Annotated in this window: 27 protein-coding genes and 1 pseudogene; 10 read left to right on the forward strand and 18 right to left on the reverse strand. The window is 36.4% G+C overall.

Features of this window, described 5'->3' with window-relative positions:
- Positions 1–53: 53 nt before the first annotated feature.
- Positions 54–722: an HAD-IIIA family hydrolase gene (locus GTK57_RS07865; RefSeq protein WP_163122405.1), complete on the forward strand. Its 669-nt coding sequence runs from the start codon at positions 54–56 to the stop codon at positions 720–722.
- Positions 723–940: 218 nt separating this feature from the next.
- On the opposite strand, the gene hcaR is transcribed toward GTK57_RS07865, so the two are convergent.
- A complete protein-coding gene (gene hcaR, locus GTK57_RS07870; protein ID WP_163122408.1) occupies positions 941–1843 on the reverse strand; it encodes a DNA-binding transcriptional regulator HcaR in 903 nt (300 codons plus the stop codon).
- 647 nt (positions 1844–2490) lie between these two features.
- On the opposite strand from hcaR, the gene GTK57_RS07875 reads away from it, so the two are divergent.
- Positions 2491–3540, forward strand: a complete 1050-nt coding sequence (locus GTK57_RS07875; protein WP_152874715.1) for an MBL fold metallo-hydrolase — start codon at positions 2491–2493, stop codon at positions 3538–3540.
- Between the two features lie 68 nt (positions 3541–3608).
- On the opposite strand, the gene GTK57_RS07880 is transcribed toward GTK57_RS07875, so the two are convergent.
- Complete coding sequence (locus GTK57_RS07880) at positions 3609–5129, reverse strand: catalase (RefSeq protein ID WP_152874714.1); 1521 nt, start codon at positions 5127–5129, stop codon at positions 3609–3611.
- 538 nt (positions 5130–5667) lie between these two features.
- Here GTK57_RS07880 and GTK57_RS07885 point away from each other — a divergent pair.
- Positions 5668–5859 (forward strand): DUF7230 family protein, encoded by a 192-nt coding sequence (locus GTK57_RS07885; protein WP_163122411.1) that lies wholly within the window; start codon positions 5668–5670, stop codon positions 5857–5859.
- A 4-nt stretch (positions 5860–5863) separates the two neighbouring features.
- Here GTK57_RS07885 and ptsP read toward each other — a convergent pair whose 3' ends face one another.
- Positions 5864–8161 (reverse strand): phosphoenolpyruvate--protein phosphotransferase, encoded by a 2298-nt coding sequence (ptsP, locus tag GTK57_RS07890; protein WP_163122414.1) that lies wholly within the window; start codon positions 8159–8161, stop codon positions 5864–5866.
- 82 nt (positions 8162–8243) lie between these two features.
- Positions 8244–8726, reverse strand: a complete 483-nt coding sequence (locus GTK57_RS07895) for an RNA pyrophosphohydrolase (protein ID WP_152874711.1) — start codon at positions 8724–8726, stop codon at positions 8244–8246.
- A 183-nt stretch (positions 8727–8909) separates the two neighbouring features.
- Between GTK57_RS07895 and GTK57_RS07900 the strand changes: the two genes are divergently transcribed.
- From GTK57_RS07900 to GTK57_RS07910, 3 genes are all read left to right on the forward strand, one after another.
- A complete protein-coding gene (locus GTK57_RS07900) occupies positions 8910–9560 on the forward strand; it encodes an HAD family hydrolase (RefSeq protein ID WP_163122417.1) in 651 nt (216 codons plus the stop codon).
- Positions 9561–9693: 133 nt separating this feature from the next.
- Entirely contained in the window at positions 9694–9942 is a 249-nt protein-coding gene (locus GTK57_RS07905; protein WP_187349134.1) for a DUF2789 family protein, read from the forward strand.
- A 47-nt stretch (positions 9943–9989) separates the two neighbouring features.
- A complete protein-coding gene (locus GTK57_RS07910; RefSeq protein ID WP_163122420.1) occupies positions 9990–10544 on the forward strand; it encodes a DUF2628 domain-containing protein in 555 nt (184 codons plus the stop codon).
- A 43-nt stretch (positions 10545–10587) separates the two neighbouring features.
- Here the strand turns inward: GTK57_RS07910 and GTK57_RS07915 are convergent, their stop codons facing one another.
- Both GTK57_RS07915 and GTK57_RS07920 read right to left on the reverse strand, forming a co-directional pair.
- Positions 10588–11445, reverse strand: a complete 858-nt coding sequence (locus GTK57_RS07915; protein WP_163122423.1) for a LysR family transcriptional regulator — start codon at positions 11443–11445, stop codon at positions 10588–10590.
- A 149-nt stretch (positions 11446–11594) separates the two neighbouring features.
- Positions 11595–11837, reverse strand: coding sequence for a DUF2061 domain-containing protein (locus GTK57_RS07920; RefSeq protein ID WP_171522161.1), 243 nt, complete (start codon positions 11835–11837; stop codon positions 11595–11597).
- A gap of 366 nt (positions 11838–12203) precedes the next feature.
- On the opposite strand from GTK57_RS07920, the gene GTK57_RS07925 reads away from it, so the two are divergent.
- On the forward strand, positions 12204–12743 hold the full coding sequence (locus GTK57_RS07925; RefSeq protein WP_228720298.1) for a hypothetical protein: 540 nt from the start codon (positions 12204–12206) through the stop codon (positions 12741–12743).
- A gap of 15 nt (positions 12744–12758) precedes the next feature.
- On the opposite strand, the gene GTK57_RS07930 is transcribed toward GTK57_RS07925, so the two are convergent.
- From GTK57_RS07930 to lgt, 3 genes are all read right to left on the reverse strand, one after another.
- Complete coding sequence (locus tag GTK57_RS07930; RefSeq protein WP_163122426.1) at positions 12759–13127, reverse strand: hypothetical protein; 369 nt, start codon at positions 13125–13127, stop codon at positions 12759–12761.
- On the reverse strand, positions 13127–13516 hold the full coding sequence (locus GTK57_RS07935; RefSeq protein ID WP_152874705.1) for a hypothetical protein: 390 nt from the start codon (positions 13514–13516) through the stop codon (positions 13127–13129). Before GTK57_RS07935 ends, GTK57_RS07930 begins: the two co-directional genes overlap by 1 nt.
- Positions 13517–13599: 83 nt before the next feature.
- A complete protein-coding gene (lgt, locus tag GTK57_RS07940; RefSeq protein WP_163122429.1) occupies positions 13600–14409 on the reverse strand; it encodes a prolipoprotein diacylglyceryl transferase in 810 nt (269 codons plus the stop codon).
- Positions 14410–14502: 93 nt separating this feature from the next.
- On the opposite strand from lgt, the gene GTK57_RS07945 reads away from it, so the two are divergent.
- Both GTK57_RS07945 and GTK57_RS07950 read left to right on the forward strand, forming a co-directional pair.
- The gene (locus GTK57_RS07945) at positions 14503–15285 is read left to right on the forward strand and encodes an NRDE family protein (protein ID WP_163122432.1); all 783 of its coding nucleotides are present in this window, start codon (positions 14503–14505) and stop codon (positions 15283–15285) included.
- Between the two features lie 85 nt (positions 15286–15370).
- Positions 15371–16245, forward strand: a pseudogene (locus tag GTK57_RS07950) (permease).
- A 66-nt stretch (positions 16246–16311) separates the two neighbouring features.
- Here the strand turns inward: GTK57_RS07950 and rdgB are convergent.
- Positions 16312–16938, reverse strand: a complete 627-nt coding sequence (rdgB, locus tag GTK57_RS07955) for an RdgB/HAM1 family non-canonical purine NTP pyrophosphatase (RefSeq protein ID WP_163122435.1) — start codon at positions 16936–16938, stop codon at positions 16312–16314.
- A 110-nt stretch (positions 16939–17048) separates the two neighbouring features.
- Between rdgB and GTK57_RS07960 the strand changes: the two genes are divergently transcribed.
- Positions 17049–17618, forward strand: coding sequence for a hypothetical protein (locus GTK57_RS07960; protein ID WP_163122438.1), 570 nt, complete (start codon positions 17049–17051; stop codon positions 17616–17618).
- Positions 17619–17640: 22 nt separating this feature from the next.
- On the opposite strand, the gene GTK57_RS07965 is transcribed toward GTK57_RS07960, so the two are convergent.
- From GTK57_RS07965 to GTK57_RS08000, 8 genes are all read right to left on the reverse strand, one after another.
- Positions 17641–17862: a hypothetical protein gene (locus GTK57_RS07965; RefSeq protein WP_152874699.1), complete on the reverse strand. Its 222-nt coding sequence runs from the start codon at positions 17860–17862 to the stop codon at positions 17641–17643.
- A 136-nt stretch (positions 17863–17998) separates the two neighbouring features.
- Entirely contained in the window at positions 17999–18589 is a 591-nt protein-coding gene (locus tag GTK57_RS07970) for a tetratricopeptide repeat protein (RefSeq protein WP_163122441.1), read from the reverse strand.
- A complete protein-coding gene (metW, locus tag GTK57_RS07975) occupies positions 18586–19179 on the reverse strand; it encodes a methionine biosynthesis protein MetW (protein WP_152874697.1) in 594 nt (197 codons plus the stop codon). Before metW ends, GTK57_RS07970 begins: the two co-directional genes overlap by 4 nt.
- On the reverse strand, positions 19179–20336 hold the full coding sequence (gene metX, locus GTK57_RS07980) for a homoserine O-succinyltransferase MetX (RefSeq protein WP_163122444.1): 1158 nt from the start codon (positions 20334–20336) through the stop codon (positions 19179–19181). Before metX ends, metW begins: the two co-directional genes overlap by 1 nt.
- A gap of 82 nt (positions 20337–20418) precedes the next feature.
- The gene (gene leuA / locus GTK57_RS07985; RefSeq protein ID WP_163122447.1) at positions 20419–22116 is read right to left on the reverse strand and encodes a 2-isopropylmalate synthase; all 1698 of its coding nucleotides are present in this window, start codon (positions 22114–22116) and stop codon (positions 20419–20421) included.
- 267 nt (positions 22117–22383) lie between these two features.
- Complete coding sequence (locus GTK57_RS07990; RefSeq protein WP_163122450.1) at positions 22384–23487, reverse strand: alpha-hydroxy acid oxidase; 1104 nt, start codon at positions 23485–23487, stop codon at positions 22384–22386.
- A 33-nt stretch (positions 23488–23520) separates the two neighbouring features.
- Positions 23521–24204 (reverse strand): Fe2+-dependent dioxygenase, encoded by a 684-nt coding sequence (locus GTK57_RS07995; protein ID WP_163122453.1) that lies wholly within the window; start codon positions 24202–24204, stop codon positions 23521–23523.
- A gap of 124 nt (positions 24205–24328) precedes the next feature.
- On the reverse strand, positions 24329–26614 hold the full coding sequence (locus GTK57_RS08000; protein ID WP_163122456.1) for a TonB-dependent receptor: 2286 nt from the start codon (positions 26612–26614) through the stop codon (positions 24329–24331).
- Between the last annotated feature and the right edge of the window lie 258 nt (positions 26615–26872).

Consider the following 26872-nt stretch of genomic DNA (forward strand, 5'->3'; position numbering starts at 1 on the left):
GACCTCTCATTTGCACTTCAGTTTAAAACCGAATCAACATTAGGAAATTATGTATGACATCACCTGTAAAACTCGTTATTTTCGATTGGGATGGAACATTATTTGATTCGGTGGGGCAAATTGTCGCAAGTTTGAAATATGCGGCTCAGCAGTTTAATCAACCTTTAACAAATGATGCTGCGAAAAGTATTATTGGTTTAGGCTTACCTGAGGTAGCACAAGTATTATTTCCAGCTGTTCCTGAATTACATGATGAAATTTTAAAATGTTATGGCGATCATTATGTCGAAAATTCAAAGGGCGATGTATGGTTTGATGGCGTAGCTGAAATGCTACAAGAGCTTAAACAATTGGGTGTTCTACTAGCAGTTGCAACAGGGAAAAGCCGTCGTGGCTTAGATCGTGTTTTGGCAAAAACGCAAAGTGTTGATTTGTTTATTGCAACTCGTGCTGCGAGTGAAACTAAATCTAAACCCGATCCATTAATGCTGTCGGAAATTCTGACTGAAACAGGTATCTCTGCTGAAAATGCCATTATGGTGGGTGATACATCTTACGATTTAGAAATGGCACGAAATATTGTAATGCCTCGAGTTGGTGTTACTTATGGTGTTCATACTGTAGAAACGCTGACTCTATTTGAGCCTTTAACAATTGCTCAAGATGTTAAAGAATTACATGAATTTTTAGTTCATCAGATTAAAACTCAGCAAGCGATATAGTTTTTATGCATACTCGTTTGAATGTTTAGGCAACCTACGTTTTTGTTTTTTATATCAATGAAAGCCTGATAAAGGGCATTTGCTCATTTTACAGTGAGATCATTTTAAGATTGAACATAAAATAAAACACATCGGAAATTTAGTCATTCCTAATATAAAAAAAGCACGATTATTGATACTGTAATCGTGCTTTTTTTATGTGGAAAATAAGCCGGAAATTATGATTTTGAATCAAAGTTAAGATAAAAAACTTTGCTCAGTAGTTCCATGAATTTTTGTACTGCAATCGAGGTATTATTTTTGCGATAACTCACATATAAATCAATTTGAGGTAGTTCAACACTAAGTGGACGAATTACGGAGTTACTCATCGCAAGAGGGGTGATGTAACCTGGTAGAATTGTGCAACCAAGTCCCATGCCAATGGAGTTGATATTAAAAAGAATATTGTCGGCAGTTTGTACAATATTCAATTCAATATTCTGGGCTTTTGCAAAATCTAGAATTGCATGATGAAGCGTATGTGATTGCTCTACAGATGGAATAATAAAATCTAAACCATTCAAAGCTTTAATTGGAATTCGGTCATATTCTGCTAAAGGATGGTCTTTAGGCAGAATGAACATTAAAGGTTCTCTTAAAACAAAAACACTTTCAATTTCTTCACTGCTGAAATTATGACGCGTAAAGGTGACATCAAGATCCCCTTTTTTCAATAATTTCATTTGTTCATTATTGTTTTGGCTAAGTAGCTCAATTTTCAAATCTGGGCTTTGAACACGTAGGCCTGGTAATACATATGGGAAAATTTTCATTTCAGCTACGGGGACAAAGCCAATTCGTAGCATTTGTTGTTTGGCTTGTGAAACCTGACGTGCCATTGCCACGGCTTTGTCTGCCTGAGCTAGTGTTAATCGAGCTTGTTCAAGGAAAACAGCACCTTCTTCTGTGAGTTCAACTTTGCGTTTTGTGCGATTTAAAAGTTTTACGCCAACATCTTCTTCTAGGTCTTTGATTTGTTGACTAAGCGATGGCTGTGCAGTGTAAAGCTTGAGTGCTGCCTTACTAAAGTTCAGTTCTTCAGCAACAGTAATGAAGTATCGAAGATGACGTAATTCCATATCACAGCCCTAGCGATTAATCTAAAAAAAGTCTTATATATCTATTCGAGTATAGTCTACAACTGAAAATATAGTGAAGTTTATTATGGTACTTAACGACTAAAGAATGGTGGCTTAGTCATAGTGTTTAAATATTAAAAATATAAGTATTTAAGAATGATTTAGTAAAAGCACTTTAATGGCTTTTATTTGCCATTTGTTGTTGGGTTTTTAGTTTCTGGATGTTTCTGGATGTTTCTGGTGATTTTTTATTATTTTATTTTAATCAAATATTTACCTTGTTAAGCTGTATTTTTATATGCAGTTGTCATACTTCTTTTAGGTTAACTATACCTATGACTCTGAATAGTGAGAACATGAGTACATATACCTTTAAAGGTATTACTTTTTTAAATTTTGGAACTATTTGTAATAACTGAAAGGATGAAAAGAGCATATTGATAAGTCTTATCTCTGTAAAAGACATTGGGCTTTGTATCAGCTTTATTTATCTAAACCACTAAAAAAGAAACAAAAACTCACAAGAGTTGGTCTTGGTGTTTTGGTTATTATGATTGTAAAAGAAACATCTCTAACGACGAATTAACATTGTATGTAAAGAAAGTGGAGGTGTATTAACCTTGTATAAATCTTCTAGTTGCCCAAACATGACTGAAAAGAATCAAAGCACTCATTTAACCACTGAAACAAGCTGGTCACATTTATGGCAACAGCCGAAATTTGATTTTCTCAATTCAGAGCATTTTAATGGTGAACGCTTTTTTAATGTAGGGCATTCATCTGATAAGCCGTCACGTACAGATTTATATAAATGGTTAATAACCCGTAAGTCTCATACTTGGAATGTGGATATTCAGCATGAATATGAAGCATTTTATAAATCTATTATAAGCTTGCCAGAGTCAAGACCCCATGCAAGTTTAGATGATTGGAATGTCTGGTTTATTGGTCATGCAACAGCGCTCATTAAGATTGGTCCATATAATTTTTTAACAGATCCAGTATGGTCTGATTATGCAAGTCCGAAGCAGGGAGTGGGACCTCGACGTGTTTGTCCTGCTGGTATCCGCTTAGAAGACTTACCCGAAATTCATGGTGTGTTACTCAGTCATAATCACTACGATCATATGGATATTGCCACACTCAAATGGTTGCATGAAAAGTTTGGTATGATGATTTATACGGGATTAGGAAATGGATATTACCTGCCTGATGAGTTCAATGTGACTGAATTAGATTGGTGGGAATCCATTTCATTTAATGAACTTAATATTGTATATACACCAGCACAACATGGTTCTGGACGTGGTTTTAGAGATCAAAATAGTGCGTTATGGGGTGGTTTCTCTATTTCAAATGGAAAAGATCATTGTTATTTTGCAGGTGATACAGGGTATGCAACACACTTTAAAGAAATTAAGCAAAAGCTTGGTGCCCCAAGAATTGCGTTGTTACCTATAGGCGCTTATGAGCCACGTCATATTTTGCGTTACATGCATATGAACCCTGAAGATGCATTTCAAGCGCATAAGGACTTACATGCAAAATGCTCTCTTGCTATACATTATCGTACTTTTCAATTGACGGATGAAAGCCGAGATCAGCCTGAGGAAGACTTGCACAAGGCAATGAAAAACTCATCTAAATTAGTAAATCCGTTTTATTGTATTCGTGAAGGTAAAAAGATTATTGTTTAAGAAATAACAGTAATAAAAAACCACCTCGAAAGGTGGTTTTTTATTTTTTAATCTCTATAAATTAGAAATTAAAGGAAACCTGAATTATTACGACCAGGATCAGAATCACGTGCTGCTTGAGCATCTGCGACAGTCATACCTAATGCTTTTGCAACACCTTCGCCATATGCAGGGTCACATGCATAACAGTTACGAATATGACGATATTTGATGAAGTCTAAAGCATCGCCCATACCATCTGCTGTGTTACTGAACAATGTTTGCTTTTGTTCATCTGTCATTAAGTTGAACAATGCACGCGGTTGGCTGAAGTAGTCATTATCATCTTGACGATAATCCCAGTGATCTGCATTGCCTGAAATTTTAAGCGGTGGCTCTTTATATTCAGGTTGTTGCTGCCACTGACCAAAGCTGTTTGGTTCGTAGTGTGGTAAACCACCATAGTTAGCATCTACACGACCTTGACCATCACGATGATTCGAATGAACAGGGCAACGTGCTGCGTTTACAGGAATTTGTTGATAATTCACACCTAAACGGTAACGCTGAGCATCGGCATAGTTAAATAAACGTGCTTGAAGCATACGGTCAGGAGATACACCAATACCAGGAACAAGATTACTTGGTGCAAATGCAGATTGTTCAACATCTAAATAGAAGTTTTCAGAGTTTTTGTTGAGTTCAAACTCACCAACTTCAATAAGAGGGTAATCACCATGCGGCCAAACTTTTGTTAAGTCAAATGGATGATATGGAACTTTTTCAGCATCAAGTTCAGGCATAATCTGAACGTACATTTTCCATTTCGGGAAGTCACCTTTTTCGATAGCATCGAATAAATCTTTTTGATGACTTTCACGATCTTTACCAATAATTGCTTCCGCTTCTGCATTGGTTAAGTTCTTAATGCCTTGCTGAGTTTTGAAGTGGAATTTCACCCAAAAACGTTCATTTTTATCATTAATAAAGCTGTATGTGTGGCTACCAAAACCATGCATATGACGGTAGCTTGCAGGAATACCACGATCAGACATTACAATCGTTACTTGGTGGAATGCTTCAGGAAGAAGTGTCCAGAAATCCCAGTTGTATGTTGCGCTACGTAAGTTTGTTTTTGGATCGCGTTTAACCGCTTTGTTTAAGTCTGGGAATTTACGTGGGTCACGTAAGAAGAATACTGGTGTGTTATTACCCACCATGTCCCAGTTGCCTTCTTCTGTGTAGAATTTTAAGGCAAAACCACGAATATCACGTTCAGCATCGGCAGCACCACGTTCGCCCGCTACAGTTGTGAAACGTGCAAACATTTCAGTTTTTTTACCTACTTCACTGAAAATTTTAGCACGAGTATATTTTGTAATATCTTGGGTCACGGTAAATGTACCGAAAGCACCAGAGCCTTTTGCATGCATACGACGCTCAGGAATCACTTCGCGTACGAAATTTGCTAGTTTTTCATTTAACCACAAGTCTTGAGCTAAAAGCGGTCCACGAGCACCTGCCGTTAAACTGTCTTGGTTGTCTACTACTGGTGCACCAAAAGCGGTTGTAAGGTGGGATACAGGACATTTTTTTGGATCTTGGCTCATTTCGCTTCTCCGTTAATTTTAAAAAGTGTCTGCTACAAAGTGATGTTGCTTTCTATATAAATATCACGCTTTAAATAGGTGAACTTTATATGTTTTGTAAAGGAGTACAGCTTTGAATTTTTAGGTTATTTAGTTGCTATAACGCATATTAAATTCATCTTAATTGTATAAATTTATAAGTAAGCTTTCATTGCCAAAAGCACTCATAAATAATGTACTTACTACACTGTAGGCTTAAAATGAGCTTTTGACCAATTGAAAAAAATCTTACTGATAAGTGGAAAGTTCGATAAAAATAAAGCGTTGTTTATATGTGTTTTTTTAATATATTTATTTATTTTATGACGTGGTTGATATGTTAAGAGTCGTTAGATATTACGGTTACATCATTGGATGTATTCATAATTCATTTAATGTAATTGGCAAAAATATTCACGCATTATGAATATTGGTACATGTGGGCTTGAAATTTATAAAAATAAGCGCAATATATGCACAACATCATCTAGATGTTTAATTAAAAAATAGGTTAAAGAACATGGCAAAGAAAAAGCAAATGCCAGATGTTATGATTCATAACTTTGTGGCAAAACACATGAATGATTTCAACAAAAGCCAAACTTTTGTAGATCGAAAGAAAGATGCAAAACGTGGTTATTCAAAACACAAAAAAGGGAGATATTCAAATGATTATCTCCCTTTTTCTTTCTTTAACTTTTCTATCGTTTAAAAAATTAAGCACTTACAATACGTGTAGACGCCTTCACCATATCTTCCAAACCATGCGTTTTAAAATAATATTCCATCATACTTTTTACAATAAGCGGATTATCCATTTTTAAAGCACGTTCTAATAATTCCTGTGCATCGGTCATTGGAATATGACAAATGGCTTTGCGAACTCGTAAGATATTACTCGAACTCATCGAAAGCGTATTAAAGCCCATTGCCATTAATAGTGTTGCAGATAAAGGATCACCTGCCATTTCTCCACATAAACTAATTGGCTTTTCATAGGTGTGACATTCTTTCACCAAACGCGTTAAAGCACGTAAAACAGCAGGGTGGTAGTTCGAATATACATTGGCAACGCGAGGATTATTACGGTCAACAGCTAATAAATACTGGGTTAAATCATTTGAACCCACAGAGAAAAAATCGACCAATTCAGCAAATTCTTCAATTTGTAAAAGTACACTTGGTACTTCAACCATAATGCCAATTTTGGGTTTATTGATTTTGACTTGTTCTTCTTCCTGAACTGCAATCCAGTCTCGTTCCAATAAATACAATGCTTCTTCAACTTCACTTACACTTGTGATCATTGGTAAAAGAATATGTAAGTTATTTAGCCCAATACTCGCTTTAAGCATGGCACGAATTTGTGAAGAGAAAATTTCAGGGTGATCGAGCGTGAAACGAATACCGCGCCATCCTAAAGCTGAGTTTTCTTCTTCAATAGAGAAATAAGGTAAGTCTTTATCTGCACCAATATCCAACGTACGCATAACGACAGGTTTATTGGCGAAATGACTTAATTGTTGACGATAGATGGCACGTTGTTCTTCTTCACCTGGGAAGCGGTCACGTAGCATGAAAGGAATTTCAGAACGATATAAACCGACACCTTTTGCACCGCGTTGTACGCCACGGACAACATCTATCATTAAACCTGTATTTACAAACAAACGAACAGCAACACCATCAGGGGTGATTGCATCTTTGGTTTCGTACTGTTTTAAATCTTTGGCAATAAGTTCTTCTTCTTTTTGAATTTCTTTATAGCGAGAACGTAAGCGTCGAGGCGGATTGGTAAATACACGTCCTTGATGTGCATCGACAATCATCTCGACATCATCAAGGGTATTAATTGGTAATTCTGTTACACCAACAACCGTTGGAATTCCAAGCGCTCGTGCCACAATCACCATATGTGAATTCATTGCACCTTCGGTGGTCACAATGGCAGCAATTTTATCGACAGGAAGTTCAACCAATGCGGCTGTTGAAATTTCTTCGCCAATTAAAATACTTTCATCGGTGAGTTCACGATGACTTGAATCTGCTTCTTGTAAATAAGCAAGAATCCGTCGACCTAAATCTTTGAGGTCTGAAACACGTTCACGTAAATAGTCATCTTCCATTTGTGCAAATAGCGCAATATGCTTATCAATAACAATACGTACTGCACCTTGCGCCCAATTACCATCTCGAATGAATTCTTTAATTTCGGCAGGTAGGGCATTTTCATCTAACATACGTAAGAACACGCTAAACAAAGCACGCTCTTCAGCCATTAAGGCATCTTGCATTTTATCATCAAGAGATTGAATTTCATTGCGAACAGAAGCTAATGCTTGATCAAGCAAATCGAGTTCTTCGCTAATGTCATCCGCTTCACGGTCAGGAACAGCGGCTAAGTCTGCAGGTGGATATAAAACCACAGCTCGACCAAGTGCAATACCACCAGAACCTGAAACACCTTGGAATGTTTTATACGCAGGTAAATTACTTGGTTTACGGAAAACATCGATAGTGCCAACGGCATGCGTATGGGCAATTACCCCTGAAAGTTGTGCACATAAAGTTACAAGGAATGATTCAGCCGCTTCACTAAAATCGTGAGGTTCTTTATTTTGAACGACTAAAACGCCCATTACTTTACGACGATACATCACAGGTACGCCAAGGAATGAGTTATAAATTTCTTCGCCTGTTTCAGGAACATAAAGAAAGCGTTCATGTTTAGGCGCATTGTCTAAATTGACAATTTCTTCACGTTGCCCAACCAGACCAATAAGACCTTCACCCGTATGTAACGATACATGACCCACTGATTCAGGGTTTAAACCCTTAGAAGCCATTAGTAAATAACGTTGGTTACGTTCATCGAGTAAATAAATAGAGCAGACATCAACATGCATGGCATCAGCCACTTGATTGACCATAATGTCTAAAGATTCATGCAAGCTGGTTGACGCATTGATCTCTTGAACAATACGTCTTAGTGTATCCAGTTGCATATTCGACATTGAGCCTGCTCCTTATAGAATTATAGTTTCAGTCTATTTATAACAATACTTGGCTAAAAAATCTGCATAAATATGCGATTTTTTAAGGTTTTTTGAATGGAAGTTGTTCACACAACTCAATCATCGCTTGGCGATAAACATCTCGCTTAAAATTTACAACTTGTCCTAATGGATACCAATAACTTACCCATTGCCATTGATCAAACTCAGGTGGATCTGACAAATTTAACTGAATATTCTGAACCGAGGCCGTGAGTTTCAGTAAAAACCACTTCTGTTTTTGACCAATGCATACAGGGTCTGAATCTGTACGAATAAATCGATTTGGCAAACGATAACGCAACCAGTCTGTTGTTTGCGCTAAAATTTCGACATGTTCGGGCAGTAAGCCAACTTCTTCTCTCAGCTCACGATAAAGTGCCTGTTCGGGAGATTCTCCAAGTTGGATTCCTCCTTGTGGAAATTGCCAAGCATTGTGTCCAATGCGTTTTGCCCATAAAACTTGTCCAAACTCATTTGCCAAAATGATCCCGACATTGGGTCGGAAACCTTCTGAGTCGATCATTTGGCTACCTAAATAATGTGTAATTTATGACTTTGCTCTTGGGGATTGTTATTTCTTTCATCCAACTCGAAAAAAGCAAAGTTTAAAAATGTTAAAATTGCTATGATCTTAACGAATTTCTATCGACTAGCGGAGATAGATTTACAATTTTTTTCTTAAATTTCAGTTTTTACGAGTATTTTCATGAAATTGGCGCTATTTGATCTCGATCACACCTTACTTAATACAGATTCAGACCATTCCTGGGGAGAGTTTCTAGTCAATGAAGGCTTAGTCGACCCAATTCGTCATCGTGAAATGAACAATAAATTTTATGAAGATTATAAAGCAGGGCAGTTAGACTCAATTGCATATAATGAATTTGTATTTGAATTTTTGACTCAGCACGATAATCAATATTTAACTGATTTACATCAATTGTTTATGGAAAAGGTGATTCGCCCTCAAATGCGCCCTGAGGGTTTTAAAGCCATTCAACGCCATAAAGATGCAGGTCACCAACTTGTTGGTATTACAGCCACTTCAGATTTTATTACGGCACCTATTTTTCGTGAATTTGGTATTACAGAAATTATTGCAACCAATGCAGAAGTTGTTGATGGAAAATACACGGGAAAAGTCATTAATACGCCGTGTTATCAACAAGGTAAATTGACACGTTTAGATCAATGGTTAGACGGACGTGAAGTAGATGAATCTTGGGCATATTCAGACTCTATTAATGATAGATTTTTATTGGAATATGCAGATCATTCTATTGCGGTGAATCCAGATGATCGGTTAGAAACTTTGGCAGTCGAGCAAGGTTGGGTCATTCAAGATTGGTCAATTTAAACCTCATGTTTTAATGGACAGCACTTTGGTGCTGTTTTTTTTGTATCAACTTTTGGCACAAAAAGATGATTTATTTTTGAAATGGAAATGGTATGTTTAAGCTAAGAATGAAAATAATTGGGCGGATAACAGCATGACAGTACAACCAAGAATGACCAATCTTTTTGAACAACTCGGCTTAGACTCAAGTGAAGAGGCGATTGCCTTATTTATTGTGACGCATCAATTGAATGCTAATACTAAAATTACTGAAGCCGATTATTGGAGTGAAGGACAGCGTCAATTTTTAGCAGAAAAAATTAAGTCAGATGGTTCGTGGGCTTTAATTGTCGATCAATTGAATGAATCTTTACATGAAGATTCATTGGTGAAGGCGAAGTAAGTTTGCTTATATCAGCTTAGTTTTTAAATGAACCCAATATAGGGAATTTGAATAAAGGCTTTTTTATTGCATTTATTTTATTAGAAAAAGGAATAATTATGTCATTTGGGGAAAATAACGTGCCACCGCCATTTCCAACATCAGGCAAACTCTCTGTAGCTAATGATGATCAAAAGGCATTATTTGTTGGCGAAAAATATGAAAAGTATTACAAGGAAAAATTTGAGCAAATTACGCCAAAGAAACAAATGGCGGGTTTTAATATAGGGGCATTTTTTCTAGGTCCTATTTGGTTGTTTTACCGCAAGATGTATGCTTATGGTGCTTTTTATATTGCTTTTGTATTTACCTCAGGAATAGTCACGACAATTTTTGAAATTTCAGAATCTATAGATCGTGCAATATCGACAGGATTAGCGGTAACCATGGGATTAGGTGGAAATGCGCTTTATAAGTATTTTGTGGAAAAAAGAATAAAAACTATCAGTGAAAATCATCCATCTAATATTGAAGAGGCTCTTGTTGAAAAAGGGGGAATAAATTCAATTGCTGCGTGGGGACTGTTGATTGTTTTTGTGATTTTAATTTATTTAAGTGTGTGAATAAGTCCTAAAATTAGAAAAGCCACCCAAAAGGTGGCTTTTTTTATTTCATCATTTCAATGAGCTTTTGAACAGCTTTCGATTGCGTACGACCTGGGTGCCAAACCATACCTAATTGTCGATTCATCTCAAGTTTAATGTCTAATTGTTTTAAATCATGATTAACAAGTGTTTGAGGTAAAACAGACCAACCTAAACCAATTGAAGCGAGCATTCGAATAGATTCAAGTGGGTTATTGCTCATGGTGATTTTAGGTTTTAAACCTTGTTTTTCAAATTCTGCCAAAGTGATTTGACTGGTATAGGTTTGCGCTGCAGGTAATAAACTTGGATACTGAATCAGATCTTCTAATTTAAGATTTTCTTGCTCAGCCAAAGGATGAAATGGCGCTGCAACAAAAACAAGAGGATCATTCCAAATGGTGACATATGAAAGGCGTTCATCACCTTGTGGTGGGAGCGTAAGGAATGCTAATTCTAAATCACCTGCTAAGACTTGTTCATGCGCTTGTTCAGAATCGACAAAATGGACATCGAGTTTTACTTGAGGAAAATTTTGCGCATACTGTTTTAAGTGGTTAGGTAAATGATGTAAGCCTATGTGGTGACTTGTACCAATTTTTAGTTTGCCTTGTACCTGATCTTGTTCATGACTAAGAGTATGGTGAATATCACCTAACTCATTTAGCCAACTTTTCACTTTAGGTAAAAGAGAATGAGCTGCGTGTGTGGCTTGAACACCACGACCAGCCGATTCAAAAAGCTTTACGCCAAAATAATCTTCTAAACTGTGAATACGTTTAGTGACCGCTGGTTGGGTAATAAAAAGATGTTCGGCAGCTTGGGAGATAGAGCCAGTTTCCATGACCTTAACAAAGGCTTCAAATGCAGCTAGATTCATAAGGATATTTTGGTTATAAAATTACTCATTAATTATAAAATAAATTTATACCAAATGCGAATTGGAATACTTTTTATAGCGATATAGATAAAATAAAAGATCACATTAATGTGATCTTTTTTACTTGGAGTATTCAAAGAAATATAGTTTTAGGCTTTCGCTTCTTCTTTTAAAAGTTCTGTTTTTTTATCCCAAACTTTTTCATGGAAAAAGAATGCAACAGCCTGAACAGTGGGTTCAAGCAAACTTAAAGTCAGTGCCATCCAAAGGTTTCCAGTGACAACGTAACCAACAAGCATTGCAACGGTAATGTGGAGAAAATAATAACTGAGCGTTTTTTTAAGTGTACGCTGATTTCGATTTACAAACTTTTGAATACAAACCATGAGAATACTCCAAGTATAATGATTGAACATTTATTAAATAGTAATCATTCTCAATTGTTTTGTAAATAAGATTATTCTCATAGCGATCATTGGAGAAATAGATCGAATCTAAATATTTTAAACAAACTGTTACATCTTTATTTTTAGAGGAATAATTCATTTTTGAATGAAAGATGTTTTTTAATCCCATGAAATTTATATGGATTATTATGTTATTTATATCAAATGTTTATTAAATGATATGAAGTTACATTTATTTGCTTAAAAAAATGGAAAAATCACGGTAGTATCGTTGCCCATAGGTTTTGAAATAGCATTATATTTCATCAATTTAAAAGATATCGCGTTGAATTTAAGAGTTTAGAGGAAGTTATGGCTGGGGATGTAAGTTATATTAGTCATCAGGGGATGGATGCTCCTGCGGCACAATACAACTTAGGCGCAGATAGTGCTTATACAAACAGAAATGCAGATTACGAAGCGTATTTGCGTAAATCAAATGCGGCACAGAAAGCGGCAGCAAAACCAAGAAATTTTACTCAAATTGATATTAGTAAATTTAGTCAGCTATTAGCGAGTATTACAAGAACAACAAGTACACAAAAGTGTGCAAAAAGCATTCGTGTTGCTTTACAAGATTCAGGCGCTAAAATTGAAAAACATCCTGTGGCTGCATCGGACTGGGGAAATACCTTACAGAAGTTAGGTTTTACTAAAATTATGCCTCAATTTGAAAAGCCTAAAAAAGGTGATATCTATATTATTAAGGCAACTTCTCAGCATTCTTATGGACATATTGCGGGTTACTCAGGCTCAGACTGGGTGTCTGACTTTAAGCAGCGTACATACGATGTTTATAAAGATAAAAAAGTGACATATGAATATTATCGATTAGCCAAAGATGCATTATAAGTTGAGTTAAAAAACTTAGCTGCGTTTTGAACGATTTTCGTAAATCGATACAATAAAGAAGCCTAGGCCTACAAAACCTAGGCTTTGTACTATCAGAATCATTTTATTGATAGGCGGAATGGACTGAATTAAAAATAGAATGGCAATAATAGGTAAGCTCAAAACAATAATGTTTAAGCCATTTGAATATTTATTGTGAGTATTTAGCTTTAATTTTAAATGGTGCAGAACATGAATGAATACACCAATCCCAAGTGAAAAACCGACCGCCCATGTATTCAGCTGTTCTATGTTTGAAAAGTAATAAATAATTGCGCATGTGATTATGCAAATAATAAGTTTGATTTCACGTGTGCATTTTTCTGAATACCAAAAATCTAACATTATGATGATTCTTTATTTTCAGTTGAACTTTGATTTAAAAGTGATAATGGTGAAAATAAGCAAATAGCCAAAGCCATAAATCCAATACCTTGAGCGCCTGCCAATAAAATTTCACCATTTTTCATGTTCATAAAAATAAGTGCAAGAACTAAGGCAATGGGAATCCAAGTGAATAGACGGTAAAGTAAGCCAGTTGGATTTTTCCCTGTAAAATGAATTTTACAATAACGGCAAATAAGGAAAATAATTCCTGTGCCTAAAAACATCAGAACAGCATCGAATGAAAGTGGTGCCATCCAATATAAAACACCTGTCACTATTGCAATGCTGATGAAGAGAAATAGTTTTTTGATTATTGATATTTGAGGATTAAACCAAAATTCGAGCATAGGAATATTTGAATAAATAAGCGGATACGAAGCACTTTAGCATAAATAAGAGATAAAAAAGCGAGGCAATTGCCTCGCATATTTTATGAATTTTTTAATGGACCCCAGTCGTATATTTTTTTCTGATAGGCATACCAAAGCATCCATAAACCAATCAAAATCATTGGTACAGTGAGGAATTGTCCTTTACTCATCCAACCTACAAAAAGTTGACCATTGTCTGGTTCACGGAAGAATTCAACAACAAAGCGTGCAATGCCATAGCCAATTAAAAATAGCGCAGATACGGCAAAGCGAGGGCGTGGCTTGGTGCTGAACCACCATAAAACAATAAATAGAATTAAACCTTCACACATCGCTTGATATAGCTGTGAGGGGTGTCGAACCAGTTGTAATGGATCTGTTGGGAAAATCATACCCAAAGCAAAATTGGGATCTGTTACAGGGCGACCATAAAGCTCACCACCAATGAAATTACCAAAACGACCAAACATCAAACCTGTCGGAACACATGGCGCAATAAAGTCTAAAGTCTGGAACCATGTCATTTGGTATTTCTTACACCAGAACAACATTGCAACCATCACACCCAAGAAGCCACCGTGGAAGCTCATGCCACCTGTCCAAACTTGGAATAACCAAAGTGGATTTTGTAAAAATTGCTCGAAGCCATAAAAGAAGACATAGCCAAAACGACCACCAACAACAACACCTAAAGCACCATAAAATATGAGGTCTGAGACCATATCGGGTGTCCAACCACGTTGTTTAGAGCGGTATGTAGCAAGTCCCCAAGCAAATAAAAATGCCAATAAATACATCAGTCCATACCAATGAACTTGTAGAGGCCCCAGTGCTAATGCAACTGGGTCGATATTTGGATAGGTCAGCATTGCTGCTCCTTGTCATTATGTTTTGCCTAGATTTTAGCTGAATAATATGAAAAATGTTGTACATTCAATGTGTAAAGAATTTGAGTTTAAAATATGTGCATTGTTGCCTTTGCTTGGCATGTTCTAGAAGATACGCCTTTGTGTCTCATTTCAAACAGAGATGAGTTCTATCACCGTCCATCTAAAAAATTATCTACTTGGGAAAATAGTCCCATTATCGCAGGGCAAGATTTACAATCGGGTGGCACATGGATGGGCATAACTGCATCAGGACGGTGGGCAGTTATTACCAATTTTAGAGATGGAACAGATCATATAAAATATCCAACTTCTCGAGGTCACTTAATTCAACAGTTTTTAGAATCCGATTTAACACCAATTCGTTTTGCACAAAATTTAGAAAAAACGCAGTGTGATTATGCGGGCTTTAATCTTTTTCTTGGTCATGCAGATCAAGCGGTTTATATGAGTAATCGTGGTGAAGCACCACAAATTTTAGCAAAAGGTGTGTATGTGGTTTCTAATGGATTAATGACGGAACATTGGGAAAAAACACGGCATTTAAGAAAAAGATTTACTCAAGAATTTTTACCACTGATGCAACAACAGCATATCGCAGAACAAGCTTTAGAGTTCGCTGTTTGGGATATGCTTGAAGATGAACGTAAAGTTTCTACGTCATTATTGCCTCAAACAGGCATTAAACAAGAGATGGAAGAATTATTATCATCAACTTTTATTCAAAGTCCTGTTTACGGCACGCGTTGTTCTAATTTTTTAAGATTGAAAAATGATAAATGGTTGTGGCAAGAAAAACAGCAATATGAGCCTAAAGGTGATCTCACAGAACTAGAAGTTACAATTTTAAAAGCGTAACTAATACAAATGATTCATTGAGTTCCTCCAAACTAAAATCTAAAAGATGCTAGCATGTAGACACTTAATAACTCAGGAATACATCGTGGCTTTGCTTCTACCACTTTTTGCTTTTATATGTGGACTAGGACTAGCTTCAGTTTCACTTTCTACGCAGCTCAAAACTCTATTTTCTAGCGTATTGGCACGTTGCTTTATTCCATTTGTCATTATTTACAATATGGTTTTTTATCAGGCGGGTAGTTTAAGCCTGATGCTTTTCAGTTTTACTGTTGCCATCTTAATGTTCTATTTCTTTAGACATATTTTTAAAGATCAACTTCGTGCGCTATGTGTGAGCTATGTTAATTTAGCATGGCTTGGTTTTCCTTTTGCCTTGGCACTTTTTGGCCCTGAAATTAGTGCACCTATGGTCGCTTTATATGTGGGGGATCTATTTTCGGTAATATTTGGGCAGTAACTGCATTAAATACGGAACAACAAGCTTTATCCTCAATGATAAGAAAAGTTCTATTTTCACCACCTGTATTTGCTTTGTTGATTGCACTTGTTTGTCGAATTTTAGGGATGCAGAATCTACAAAATCATCAAATTTTAGATGTGTTATACAGCGTTGCAAAAGTTGGAATGAGTTTTACGGGGATGTGTGTTTTAGGCATGTGGTTGCGCCGTACCCAAGTTTATTGGGCTGATATTCTTCGTAGCCTAAACGTTTTTGCAATGAAAATTACGGTTGGTTTAATTTTGTGTGGATTGACCTATTTATTTGTTCCAATTCCACATATTGAAAAATATATAGGCGTGATGTTTTTAATATTTTGTTTACCGCCCGCAGCCAATATTGTGGCTTTAGAAACACATTATTTAGGCACAGGTGAATCTGCAAGATATATTGCAGCAGGGACGATTGTGAGCTGTGTATTGGTATTGATTTATGGTGCGATTTTGCATTTTTTATAAGTGTTTATCTAAAAATAATAAAAAAGCCCTATATGAATAGGGCTTTTAAATGCCAAAACAACATATTTAAACAGCTAAACTTTGCTTGAAGAGTTTCATTGCCTGACCACGATGGCTAATTTTGTTTTTTTCTTCTTTAGAAAGTTCCGCACTAGAAATATTCAGTTCAGACAACCAAAATAAAGGATCATATCCAAAACCATTTTCACCACGCGCTTGTTCTAAAACTTCACCTTTCCAAATGCCTTGGAAAATTTGTGGTAATGGATCTTCTGCATGTTGAACGAGAGCCAATACGCAAACAAACATGGCTTCAATTGCTTCGCCATCTTTACGCAATGGCTTTAAGTCTGCTAAAAGTTTTTCATTATTCGCAGCATCATCGCCATGTTCACCAGCATAACGCGCAGAGTAGATTCCAGGCGCACCGCCTAATACAGGAACGCAAATACCTGAATCATCTGCAATGGCAGGTTTTCCTGAAATTTTAGATGCATGACGGGCTTTAATAATTGCATTTTCTACAAAGCTTAAGCCATCTTCAATAGCATCTTCAATATTGAGTTTGCCTTGTGCAACAACTTCTACAGGAAGGTTTAATTCTGCAAATAGTTTTTCAAACTCAGCGATTTTTCCTTTGTTATTACTCGCAAGTACGAGAGTTCCTTGAGATAACCAATCTTGAGAAGACATTGTAATATGCTCTGAAATTGAAAATGAAAAGTACTATTTTAGCGGATTAAAATCTTAATGTTGTACAATTATTTTAGTATGTATTTTATAAAAAATAGAGTGTAATTTGTATGTCAAATAATATAAAAATTGAAATGGATTACGATTACTCTTACTTTATCGCTTCAATGTATAATCAGAGTATCTCAGATGCCTATATGGATTTAGAGTATTTTTTAATTGAAATGTTTTCAGAGAAATATAATTTTGGATTTTTTATATGTGATTCATGGGTTCAAGAATCACGATTAGTTCATTATTTTAAACTTTCAAATCAAAAAGAATATTTATTTTTTAAAGAGCAAATCAAGATAAATGAAAATTTCATTAGAAAACCTACTGAAAGTAAATTAATAAGATATTACAGTGGTTTTTTATTAGAGTTAGCCCAATTAAATTTAGCACTAAAATTAAATGCTACAAGTACTACAGGGTGTAGTTTTGTTTTTTTAATACCTAAGAGTAGTTTTATAAGTGAAAGTTTCATTAGAGATATTCTAAAATTCTGTTACCCGAATAGATTTAATTTAAATTGGTTAGAATTAGAAACAAGTTTGTTGAAAAGAGGAATATATCCAATCCAGAAATGGGATGGGGATTTTGAAATCTCATTGAGAGCTAATAATAAAAATCTTTTTTGAAAAAAAACACCTTGCGGTGCTTTTATTTTCTAAAGCGATAACCTTGTGAAATCATGCAATTATTTTCCATCGATTTCTTTTCTTTTGCATTCACTTTAGCGAGTCCAACATCGTATCGGCATTTGGCTAAAGTATTTTGCATGTCATAACGAGATATGCCATTTTTTTTCCATGAAGCAGTCGAACCACAACCAACTAAAACCAAAAGACTTAAAGTTAGGAGAGCTATAGAATAATTTTTCATTTTTTATCCAAAGTAAAAATAAGTAAGATTTATTTGATGTATAAGCCTTTATTAATAATCATTTTTATGAAATTTGTAAGTTTAAAATGTGTAAATAAAAAGCACCCGAAGGTGCTTTTTCACATGAAATGGAAGCTTATTGTGCTTGAATCCATTTGTCCGCACGGTCACGTGCAGCACGAATTTGATCTTGAGTTAAGTTCGCAGCTAACGCAGTTTTTTTACCTTCAGAAAGTGTAATCACTTTGTTATCGAGCATGCCATCACGTGTAGAAAGTTCATACCATTGATATGCACCCACGTAATTTTTCTTTTGCTCTTCCATCATAGCTAAGTTAAAACTTGCACGGTTATCACCATGACTTGCTGCTTTTTCAAAGTATTTACGTGCTAAAGATTCGTCTTTACGAACGCCAATACCATCTGCAAGCATACGTCCAACATTCAGTTGAGCAGGGGATAAACCTTGGTCGGCAGCAGCTTTGTACCAAGCATAAGCTTGTGAATTATCTTGCTTAACGTCTTTACCTTGTTGGTATTTAGTCGCTAAGTAAAATTGTGCCCCAGGTTGCCCTGATTTTGCAGCTTTAATGAGGCTGTTAATATCCATAATTGAATATTGAGCTGCTTGGCTTGAAACGGTTGGTTTCGGTGAAACATAATCTGCATGGGCTTGTATGCTAAAAAGTCCAACCAGTAGCGTCGTGCTTAATAATAGTTTTTTCATAGAGCGCTCACTCGATAAATTGCGACTTCACCAAACAAATTAGGAAGATGTTTACTCAGTAAACTGTCTTCTTGGTTACCATTTACGGCAAGTCGATTAATAATCCGAATATTATTTTCTGCACAAAGTGCTTCAAAGTCTCGGAAAGTACATAAATGAATATTTGGGGTGTTATACCACATATAAGGTAAAGCTTCTGAAACAGGCATCTTCCCTTTAAGCGCAAGGAAAGAGCGGGTCTTCCAATGTGCAAAGTTTGGGAATGTAATAATAGCTTGTTTCCCCACGCGCACCATATCTCGTAATAATACGTCTGGTGCATCTACAGCTTGCAAAGCTTGTGCCATGACAACATAGTCAAAAGACTGGTCGGCAAATCGACTTAAACCTAAATTTAAGTCCTGCTGAACAATATTTAACCCTCTACTGACTGCAATTGCAATCTTTTCTTGATCGATTTCTAATCCGTATGCACGAATATTGTGCTTTTTGCTCATATGAGCAAGCAGTTCACCATCGCCACAACCCAAATCGAGAACGCTGGAATCTGGCTTAATCCACTTTTCAGCAAGTTGATGATCGATACGCATTACACAGCCTCCTTTGTCGCTTGGAGGTGTTCTTCACCACCTAAAAATGCACGTAATGATTGCACATACAGTGGAATAGGGAATAAGAAAGAGTCATGACCTTGTTCTGCATCAATATCTAAGTAGCTGACAGGTTTAAAGTTGCTAATTAATGCATCTACAATTTCTTGCGAACGAGCAGGGGTAAAACGCCAATCTGTCGTAAAAGAAACGACTAAAAACTTACATTTGGTATTTGCCATTGCATTTTTAAGTGAAAGTTCATATTCACGAGCAGGATCAAAATAATCCAAGGCTTTGGTCATAATTAAATAAGTATTGGCATCGAAGTTACGGCTGAATTGTTCACCTTGATAGCGTAAGTAGCTTTCCACTTGGAATTCAACATCAAAACCATACATAAATTTGCCAGACTTTAAGTCACGACCAAATTTTTGTTTCATTGCTTCTTCTGACAAGTAGGTGATGTGTCCGACCATACGAGCCAAAATTAAACCACGTTTAGGATAGCTATCATTTTCTAAATAGCGTCCGTTGTGGAAGTCTGGATCTGACAAAATTGACTGACGTGCAACTTCGTTAAATGCAATATTTTGTGCAGATAGTTTTGGTGCACTGGCAATAATCACGCATTTTTGCAGGCGATCTGGATAATCGACAGACCATTGCAAAGCTTGCATGCCACCCAAAGAACCACCAATAACCGAATACCAAACATCAATGCCTAAACGATCCGACAGTAAGGCTTGCGTTTTTACCCAGTCACGAACTGTTACAAGGGGAAAGTCTGGGCCGTATGGACGGTTTTCATTTTCGGGATTTGGTGATGTCGGGCCTGTAGAGCCACTACATCCACCAATATTATTGAGTGCAACGACAAAGAATTTTGAAGTATCAATTGCTTTACCTGGGCCAATACAAGCATCCCACCAACCTGGTTTTTTATCATCTTCATGATGATAACCCGCAGCGTGATGATGCCCCGATAATGCATGACAAATAAGAATAGCATTCGACTTATCGGCATTAAGTTCACCGTAAGTTTCAACCATAAGTTCAAAACGTGGAAGAATTCGATCACATTCGAGCTCTAATGGCTCTTCGAAAAGGAACTTTTGCGGGGTAACTAAACCCACTGAGTCAGCTGGAAAAGACACAGGAATAATTCGCCTTAAATCTTTAGGATCAATAAAGAAAAGGATACCACTTGGGGTATCCTTTTCAAAATAGTTTTATAGCTTAAACTACAGCAGCAATCACTTGATCTGTGCTAAGAACACCTTGATCAATTAAACGATTCGTACATGCCATAATTGCTTCGATCGATGAAGTTACAATGTTGTCATGAACACCTGCACCAAATGCAGATTTTCCAACACCTTTCACTTGAAGTTCAATTAATGCTAAAGCTTTTGCATGTGCGCCAGAACTAATACTACGTTCTTCATAGCTTAAAACATCAATTGGCAATTGAAGTGCATCTAAAATAGCTGAAATTGGACCATTACCTTCACCGCGTAAACACTGAGTTTGACCATTTATTTCAACATCTAGCTCAATCACTTGGCTGCCATTTTCATCAGATAATTTATAATTCTTTACTGAATAATGAGTGTCTTTTGCAGCAACATAAGTATCTTTGAACAATGACCAAATTGCTTGAGCAGAAATTTCAGTGCCATCTTCATCTGTTTTTTGCTGAACAATTTGCGAGAATTCAATTTGAATACGACGTGGTAAAACGACGTTGTAATTAGATTCTAACAAGTAAGAAATACCACCTTTACCCGACTGTGAATTCACACGAATCACAGCATCATAATCGCGTCCTAAATCTTTAGGGTCGATTGGTAAGTAAGGCATATCCCAAATTTCTTCGTTCTTTTGGTGATCAAAGCCTTTTTTAATCGCATCTTGGTGTGAACCAGAGAATGCTGTAAATACCAAGTCACCTGCATATGGGTGGCGAGGGTGAACAGGTAAGCCAGTACATTCTTCAACGGTTGCAATAATTTCGTTGATATTCGAGAAATCTAATTCAGGTGCAACACCTTGGGTATACATATTCAAAGCAATTGCTGCAACGTCTACATTACCTGTGCGTTCACCATTACCAAAGACACAGCCTTCGACTCGGTCTGCACCTGCCATAATGGCAAGTTCAGAAGCTGCAATACCACAGCCACGGTCGTTATGACAGTGAACCGAAATAATCACACCATCACGACGTTCTAAGTTGCGATGCATCCATTCAACTTGGTCTGCATAAACATGTGGGCCTGAAACCTCAACAGTTGCAGGTAAGTTCAAAATTACTTTGTTTGTTGGAGATGCTTCCCAAATTTCAGTCACAGCATCGCAAACATCTTTGGCAACTTCTAATTCTGTTGCAGTAAAACATTCAGGGCTATATTGGAAAATAAATTCAGTTTCAGGTTGCTTTGACGCATATTCTTTTACTTTTTGCGCCGCATTCATTGCTAATTTTTTTGCACCAGCAACATCAACATTCAATACTTTATTACGGAATGTTGGAGAATTCGAGTTGTAGATATGCACAATGGCACGTTTCGCACCTTGTAAAGATTCAAAAGTACGTTGAATTAAATGATCACGTGCTTGAACTAAAACTTCAATATAAACGTCATCTGGAATATGACCTTCTTCAATCAATTTACGGGTGAAATCGAAGTCAATTTGAGATGCAGAAGGGAAGCCAATTTCAATGTGTTTGAAACCAATTTTCACAAGCATTTGGAACATTTTGAATTTTTGTTCAATGTTCATTGGCTCGAAGATCGCTTGGTTACCGTCACGTAGGTCGGTGCTCATCCAGATTGGCGCTTTATTGATTTCATTGTTTGGCCATTGACGGTCTGGTAAGTCAACACGCTGATACATGCGACGGTATTTTTTACTTGGATCTGCCAACATCATGTGAAAACTCCTTGTGTAGTATTGGTTGCTTCTAATCGTGGATAACGGCAACGTACTACTTTTATAGATTGTGTCTATTCTAACAATTTACAAGAGATACTTCGGGGTCTTTAGCCAAAAGTTGTAAAATATTCTTAAAAAATTGAAACTTAGCTTTACCGTAAGTCTTGTAAATCTATAACTAAATTTTAAAATACTTATTCCGAAAAAAAATTCCTAAATTTGCAGCTTCATAACAAATAGTGAGAAAATATTCCGTAAATTCAATTAATATTGAAAAATATATTCTTTATTAATTTCATTTACTGTAGCTGTTCCCATAAGAGCCATAGTGATTTCAAACTCTTCTTTTAATATTTTAAGTACATGTGCAACACCTAAAGCACCCGCCGTCGCTAAACCATAAATATATGGTCGACCAATAAATACAGCTGAAGCGCCTAATGCAATGGCTTTAAATACATCAGATCCACGTCGAATACCGCCATCATAAAGTAGTGGAAAATCGGTAGGAACGACTTTTTTAATCATCTGTAAAGCTAAAATTGGAGATATACATGTATCTAAAACACGTCCGCCATGATTTGAAATAATCAGCCCTTGAACACCATGTTTAATCGCTAAAAGCGCATCTTGTGGGTGAGTAATTCCTTTTAAAATTACAGGTAAATTTGTTTGTTGAACAATCCACGCAATATCATCCCACGTTGGTGCAATTTTCATTAATCCATTAAAAACAGGATGATCACCATCTTTTAATTCAGGAAGAGGGACGTGTGTAGGCGTGTACGGATGTTGCATTCCTTCAGGTAAATGAAAAAATGCTTTACGTTCACGGTCACGAATGCCTGTATGAGGGGAATCAACCGTAATCACAATAGCTTTGTAATGATGTTCTTCTGCCATTTTCACTAAAGCCAAAGATTTTTCACGTTCACCTTGCCAATACAATTGAAACCATTTGTATGGATTTTCTTTTTTAAGGCTTCGCATGTCGGTATTGGTAAATGTACTTAAAACAATATTGCTACCAAGAACTTCTGCCGCTAATGCCGATGCAGCTTCTGCTTCAGGATGAAATTGTTGTTGATGACCAATAGGCGCAAGAAAAATAGGGTGAGGATATTTTTGACCTAAAATTTCACATTCAGTATGACCATGCGTTAAATCTTTGAGCATTCGAGGTAAAAGCTGAATGTCGTTGAATTGATCTACATTGTCTTGAACGCTGATTTCATCCATTGAGCCACCTTGTAAGTAGCTCCAAACCATATCTGATAGATGTTTTTCTGCTTCAATTTCATAGTCATGAATAGTTTGTAGATGTGCTGGAATTTGGTTCAGCGGTTCTAAAATAGTTTTCGTATTCATGAAAAATCCTTTGAAGTTAGAGGGCAATTCTTATTAAATTTCAGCCCATTTACGCATTAAATTATGGTAAAGACTGGTGAGTTTTACCACTTCTTCATGGCTATCGCCCAATTGCATCCGTAAATTTTGAATAGTTTGGTCTAAGTTGAAAAGCATATGTCGATCTGCATCTTCTCGGATCATGCTTTGAATCCAGAAAAATGAACCCACACGACAGCCTGAAGTTACAGGTGTAACCTCGTGAACACTGGTAGATGGATATAAAATTAAATCACCTGCAGGAAGTTTAACTTCATGATAACCATAGGTATCTTCTACAACCAATTCACCACCTTTATATTCGTCAGGTTCGCTTAAAAAGATGGTGCAGGATAAATCTGTACGAATACGATCTTTAGTACCTTTGATCCAACGAATTGAATTATCGACATGAAAGCCAAATGTTTCATTGTTTTCATATCGATTAAAATAGGGCGGTAAAATATTTAAAGGCAGAGCGGCAGAAATAAATAATGGATGCTTAGATAGCGCATCTAAAATAATATCGCCTAAATGATTTGTTAAAGGATGATCTTCGGGTAATTGTTGATTTTGTTTTACATTTGCAGAAAGTGATCCCGTAGAAACTTTACCATCTACCCAATTTACTTTGTCCATTTCTGAACGAAAATATTGAACTTGTTCTTTAGTTAAGACATTGGGAATATGATGAATCACGGCAATACCTTCTGAAAATATAATTAAATTATTTATAGCAGTTATATATAAAAATAGCCCCTATGGTTAGAGGCTATTTTAGTTTAAATCCCATGGTATTAATATGGGATTTAATATTTAAAACTTAGTATTTGAAGTTTACAGCCAATACTGCGCTACGACCTTCGCCTTCAACTGCATAGTGAGATGCATAAGCTTTAGTGAAATAACGTTTGTCAGAAAGGTTGTTGATGTTCAATTGTAGATCAACATTCTTGTTTACGTTATAACGAGCCATTGCATCGTAACGAACGTAGCCTGAAACCCATTTAGTGTTTGCTGCATCACCATAGACTTTGTCCATTGCTACAGCGCCAGCACCTACAGTAAACGCAGGAGTTACAGCATAAGTTGTCCAAAGTGTTGCTGAGTGTTTTGCAACGTTTTGAACTTGATTACCGTTACTTGGATTAGGTACATAGATTGCTGGTTTAGCACTATCTTTTTCGATATTTGTAAAACCACCGTCAAGAAGTTCGCTATCTAAATATGTATAACCTGCAGATACAGCCCATTTATCCGTGATGTTACCATTTGCACCTAATTCAATACCATCAACACGTGTTTTACCAATGTTGCTTGTTAAACCATTTGCATCTGTTGAGCGTGTATTGGTTTTTTCAGTACGGAAAATAGCTGCTGTTAGATTTAAATTTTTATTAAATAAATCCCACTTTGTACCAAGCTCCATGGTACGAACTTCTTCTGGTTTCAAGTCATTGATATATGAACTCGTAGCAGAGTTAATACCTTCAGAACCATCACCACCATCTACACCTACAGGATTTGTTGATGTTGCATAACTTGCATAGATAGAGCCATTTTCAGTTGGTTTATAGGTTAAACCTGCTTGGTAATTGAAAAAGTCTGATTTACTCTTGTATTGTGTACCAGCTTTATCTGTCACGTTGCCTTTACGATCTGTTTGATCTTGAATAGCCGTCCATTTGCTATCGAATTGATCCCAACGAACGCCTAAATCTAATAACCATTGTGGATTAATTTCAATGTTATCTAAGAAATAAACAGATGTATTTTCAGTTGTTACATTTGTTGATTTTGGATTTGCAGCAATGTTACCTAACCATGGATCATTTGGGTTTGGATTGTTTAGATCAGTACACCAACCATTTGGATTGGCTAAAGCACAAGAGCCTTTATCAATAGCTGATGTATTTGAGTCAGTTAGTTTGTAATTGCCACGGTCCGAATCTTGACGGCTATATTCAACACCTGTGTTAAAAGAGTGTTTGAATGCACCAGTATTAAATTTACCTGTTAATGCAAGTTGGTCGGTAAATGTGGTGGTATCGGTAATGCGAGTATTTGCGCGACGCCAAACTTTACCATTGGCAACGTTACCTTGAGAGTCATCAGGCTGAGTAATGACGTAATTGTTTTTAGACTTGCCGTATACAGCCGTGTTGCTAATCGTAAGGTTGTCAGTCAAATCATGTTCTAATTTGATTGTACCATTTTGATTTTCTTGTTTTTGGAAGTCACGATCTTTCCAACCATAGTAAATACCTTGTTTTACATCAACTGGTTTACCTGCTGAGCCTTTATTTACTGTGTCATATTGGTATGGAACGCCAGAATCTGGAGTATCATCAGATTTTAGGTAGTAGTAGCTTAAAGTTGCGCGAGTGTCTGTATCTAGACCAAAAGTAATACTTGGCGCAATACCAACACGTGAATATTCAGCGCCGTTGTGTTGACCCGCTTTTTCATTTTCGTGACCCATTACAGCAACACGAGCGGCAATACCGTTACCAAAATCTTTATTGGCATCTAGGGTGATACGTTTGTAGGCATCAGTACCTGCTGCAACAGAACCTTCTAAAGAGTCACCTTTTTTAGCAACTTTAGAAACCATGTTGATACTACCACCTGTAGTACCAGCACCGCCCATTGCAGAAGCAGAACCTTTAGTTACTTCCACTTGTTCTACCGCAAACATTTCACGGTTTTGTGAAGTTGCGCTACGTACACCATCGACATACATCGAGCTTTCAGAGTTATAACCACGAATAAATGGACGGTCACCATTTGGGTTACCACCTTCACCCGCACCTAAAGTAATACCCGGTACAGTACGAAGTGCATCACTTAATGTTGTAACTTGAGTATCTTGAATGAGTTGTTTTGAAATTACAGAAACCGATTTAGGCGTATCTAAAAGGGGAGCAACAAATTTAGTATTTGCCGATTTATCTACTTTTAAGCTTTGTTTTTGTTGAGCTGTTGCTTCTGAGTGAATTGTATCGAGCTGTGTTGCTTGATCTTGGGCAATTGCGTGTCCAGCCATAATGCTTAGAGATGATGCAATCGCAGAAGATACGATTTTTTTACGCGTTTTAATGAAAGCCATTTCAAACCCAACGGATAGAGGAGAATATTGAGTGCGAATAATAATGATTCCTATTTATTTAGTCTGTAGGTTGAAATTGGTAATAACGATTCTTTTGTGTAGAAAATAAGGAAGTTTGAATGAAATAATGTAACAAAAATAATTTAAGTTCATGTTTTATAATGGAATAGATAAAATCGTATGTTTTTTCTTTAATTATTGGGAATATGAATGTAGTTTAATTAAGGATAATAATGCATTCAGTTTAGGCTTAATACG

The organism is Acinetobacter portensis (assembly GCF_010646905.1).
GTDB classification, from domain to species: Bacteria; Pseudomonadota; Gammaproteobacteria; order Pseudomonadales; family Moraxellaceae; genus Acinetobacter; species Acinetobacter portensis.

Excerpts from the sequence above, each read along its gene's own strand:
- GTK57_RS07990 (WP_163122450.1), bottom strand. The coding sequence starts at position 23,487 with ATGAATACGAAAACTATTTTAGAACCGCTGAACCAAATTCCAGCACAT.
- GTK57_RS07885 (WP_163122411.1), top strand. The coding sequence starts at position 5,668 with ATGGCAAAGAAAAAGCAAATGCCAGATGTTATGATTCATAACTTTGTG.
- GTK57_RS07865 (WP_163122405.1), top strand. The coding sequence starts at position 54 with ATGACATCACCTGTAAAACTCGTTATTTTCGATTGGGATGGAACATTA.
- lgt (WP_163122429.1), bottom strand. The coding sequence starts at position 14,409 with ATGCTGACCTATCCAAATATCGACCCAGTTGCATTAGCACTGGGGCCT.
- GTK57_RS07900 (WP_163122417.1), top strand. The coding sequence starts at position 8,910 with ATGAAATTGGCGCTATTTGATCTCGATCACACCTTACTTAATACAGAT.
- GTK57_RS07905 (WP_187349134.1), top strand. The coding sequence starts at position 9,694 with ATGACAGTACAACCAAGAATGACCAATCTTTTTGAACAACTCGGCTTA.
- GTK57_RS07960 (WP_163122438.1), top strand. The coding sequence starts at position 17,049 with ATGTCAAATAATATAAAAATTGAAATGGATTACGATTACTCTTACTTT.
- GTK57_RS07915 (WP_163122423.1), bottom strand. The coding sequence starts at position 11,445 with ATGAATCTAGCTGCATTTGAAGCCTTTGTTAAGGTCATGGAAACTGGC.
- GTK57_RS07895 (WP_152874711.1), bottom strand. The coding sequence starts at position 8,726 with ATGATCGACTCAGAAGGTTTCCGACCCAATGTCGGGATCATTTTGGCA.
- metW (WP_152874697.1), bottom strand. The coding sequence starts at position 19,179 with ATGCGTATCGATCATCAACTTGCTGAAAAGTGGATTAAGCCAGATTCC.
- GTK57_RS08000 (WP_163122456.1), bottom strand. The coding sequence starts at position 26,614 with ATGGCTTTCATTAAAACGCGTAAAAAAATCGTATCTTCTGCGATTGCA.
- GTK57_RS07970 (WP_163122441.1), bottom strand. The coding sequence starts at position 18,589 with ATGAAAAAACTATTATTAAGCACGACGCTACTGGTTGGACTTTTTAGC.
- GTK57_RS07930 (WP_163122426.1), bottom strand. The coding sequence starts at position 13,127 with ATGTTAGATTTTTGGTATTCAGAAAAATGCACACGTGAAATCAAACTT.
- GTK57_RS07935 (WP_152874705.1), bottom strand. The coding sequence starts at position 13,516 with ATGCTCGAATTTTGGTTTAATCCTCAAATATCAATAATCAAAAAACTA.
- GTK57_RS07965 (WP_152874699.1), bottom strand. The coding sequence starts at position 17,862 with ATGAAAAATTATTCTATAGCTCTCCTAACTTTAAGTCTTTTGGTTTTA.
- GTK57_RS07945 (WP_163122432.1), top strand. The coding sequence starts at position 14,503 with ATGTGCATTGTTGCCTTTGCTTGGCATGTTCTAGAAGATACGCCTTTG.
- rdgB (WP_163122435.1), bottom strand. The coding sequence starts at position 16,938 with ATGTCTTCTCAAGATTGGTTATCTCAAGGAACTCTCGTACTTGCGAGT.
- GTK57_RS07880 (WP_152874714.1), bottom strand. The coding sequence starts at position 5,129 with ATGAGCCAAGATCCAAAAAAATGTCCTGTATCCCACCTTACAACCGCT.
- GTK57_RS07925 (WP_228720298.1), top strand. The coding sequence starts at position 12,204 with ATGGCTGGGGATGTAAGTTATATTAGTCATCAGGGGATGGATGCTCCT.
- GTK57_RS07875 (WP_152874715.1), top strand. The coding sequence starts at position 2,491 with ATGACTGAAAAGAATCAAAGCACTCATTTAACCACTGAAACAAGCTGG.
- hcaR (WP_163122408.1), bottom strand. The coding sequence starts at position 1,843 with ATGGAATTACGTCATCTTCGATACTTCATTACTGTTGCTGAAGAACTG.
- leuA (WP_163122447.1), bottom strand. The coding sequence starts at position 22,116 with ATGATGTTGGCAGATCCAAGTAAAAAATACCGTCGCATGTATCAGCGT.
- ptsP (WP_163122414.1), bottom strand. The coding sequence starts at position 8,161 with ATGTCGAATATGCAACTGGATACACTAAGACGTATTGTTCAAGAGATC.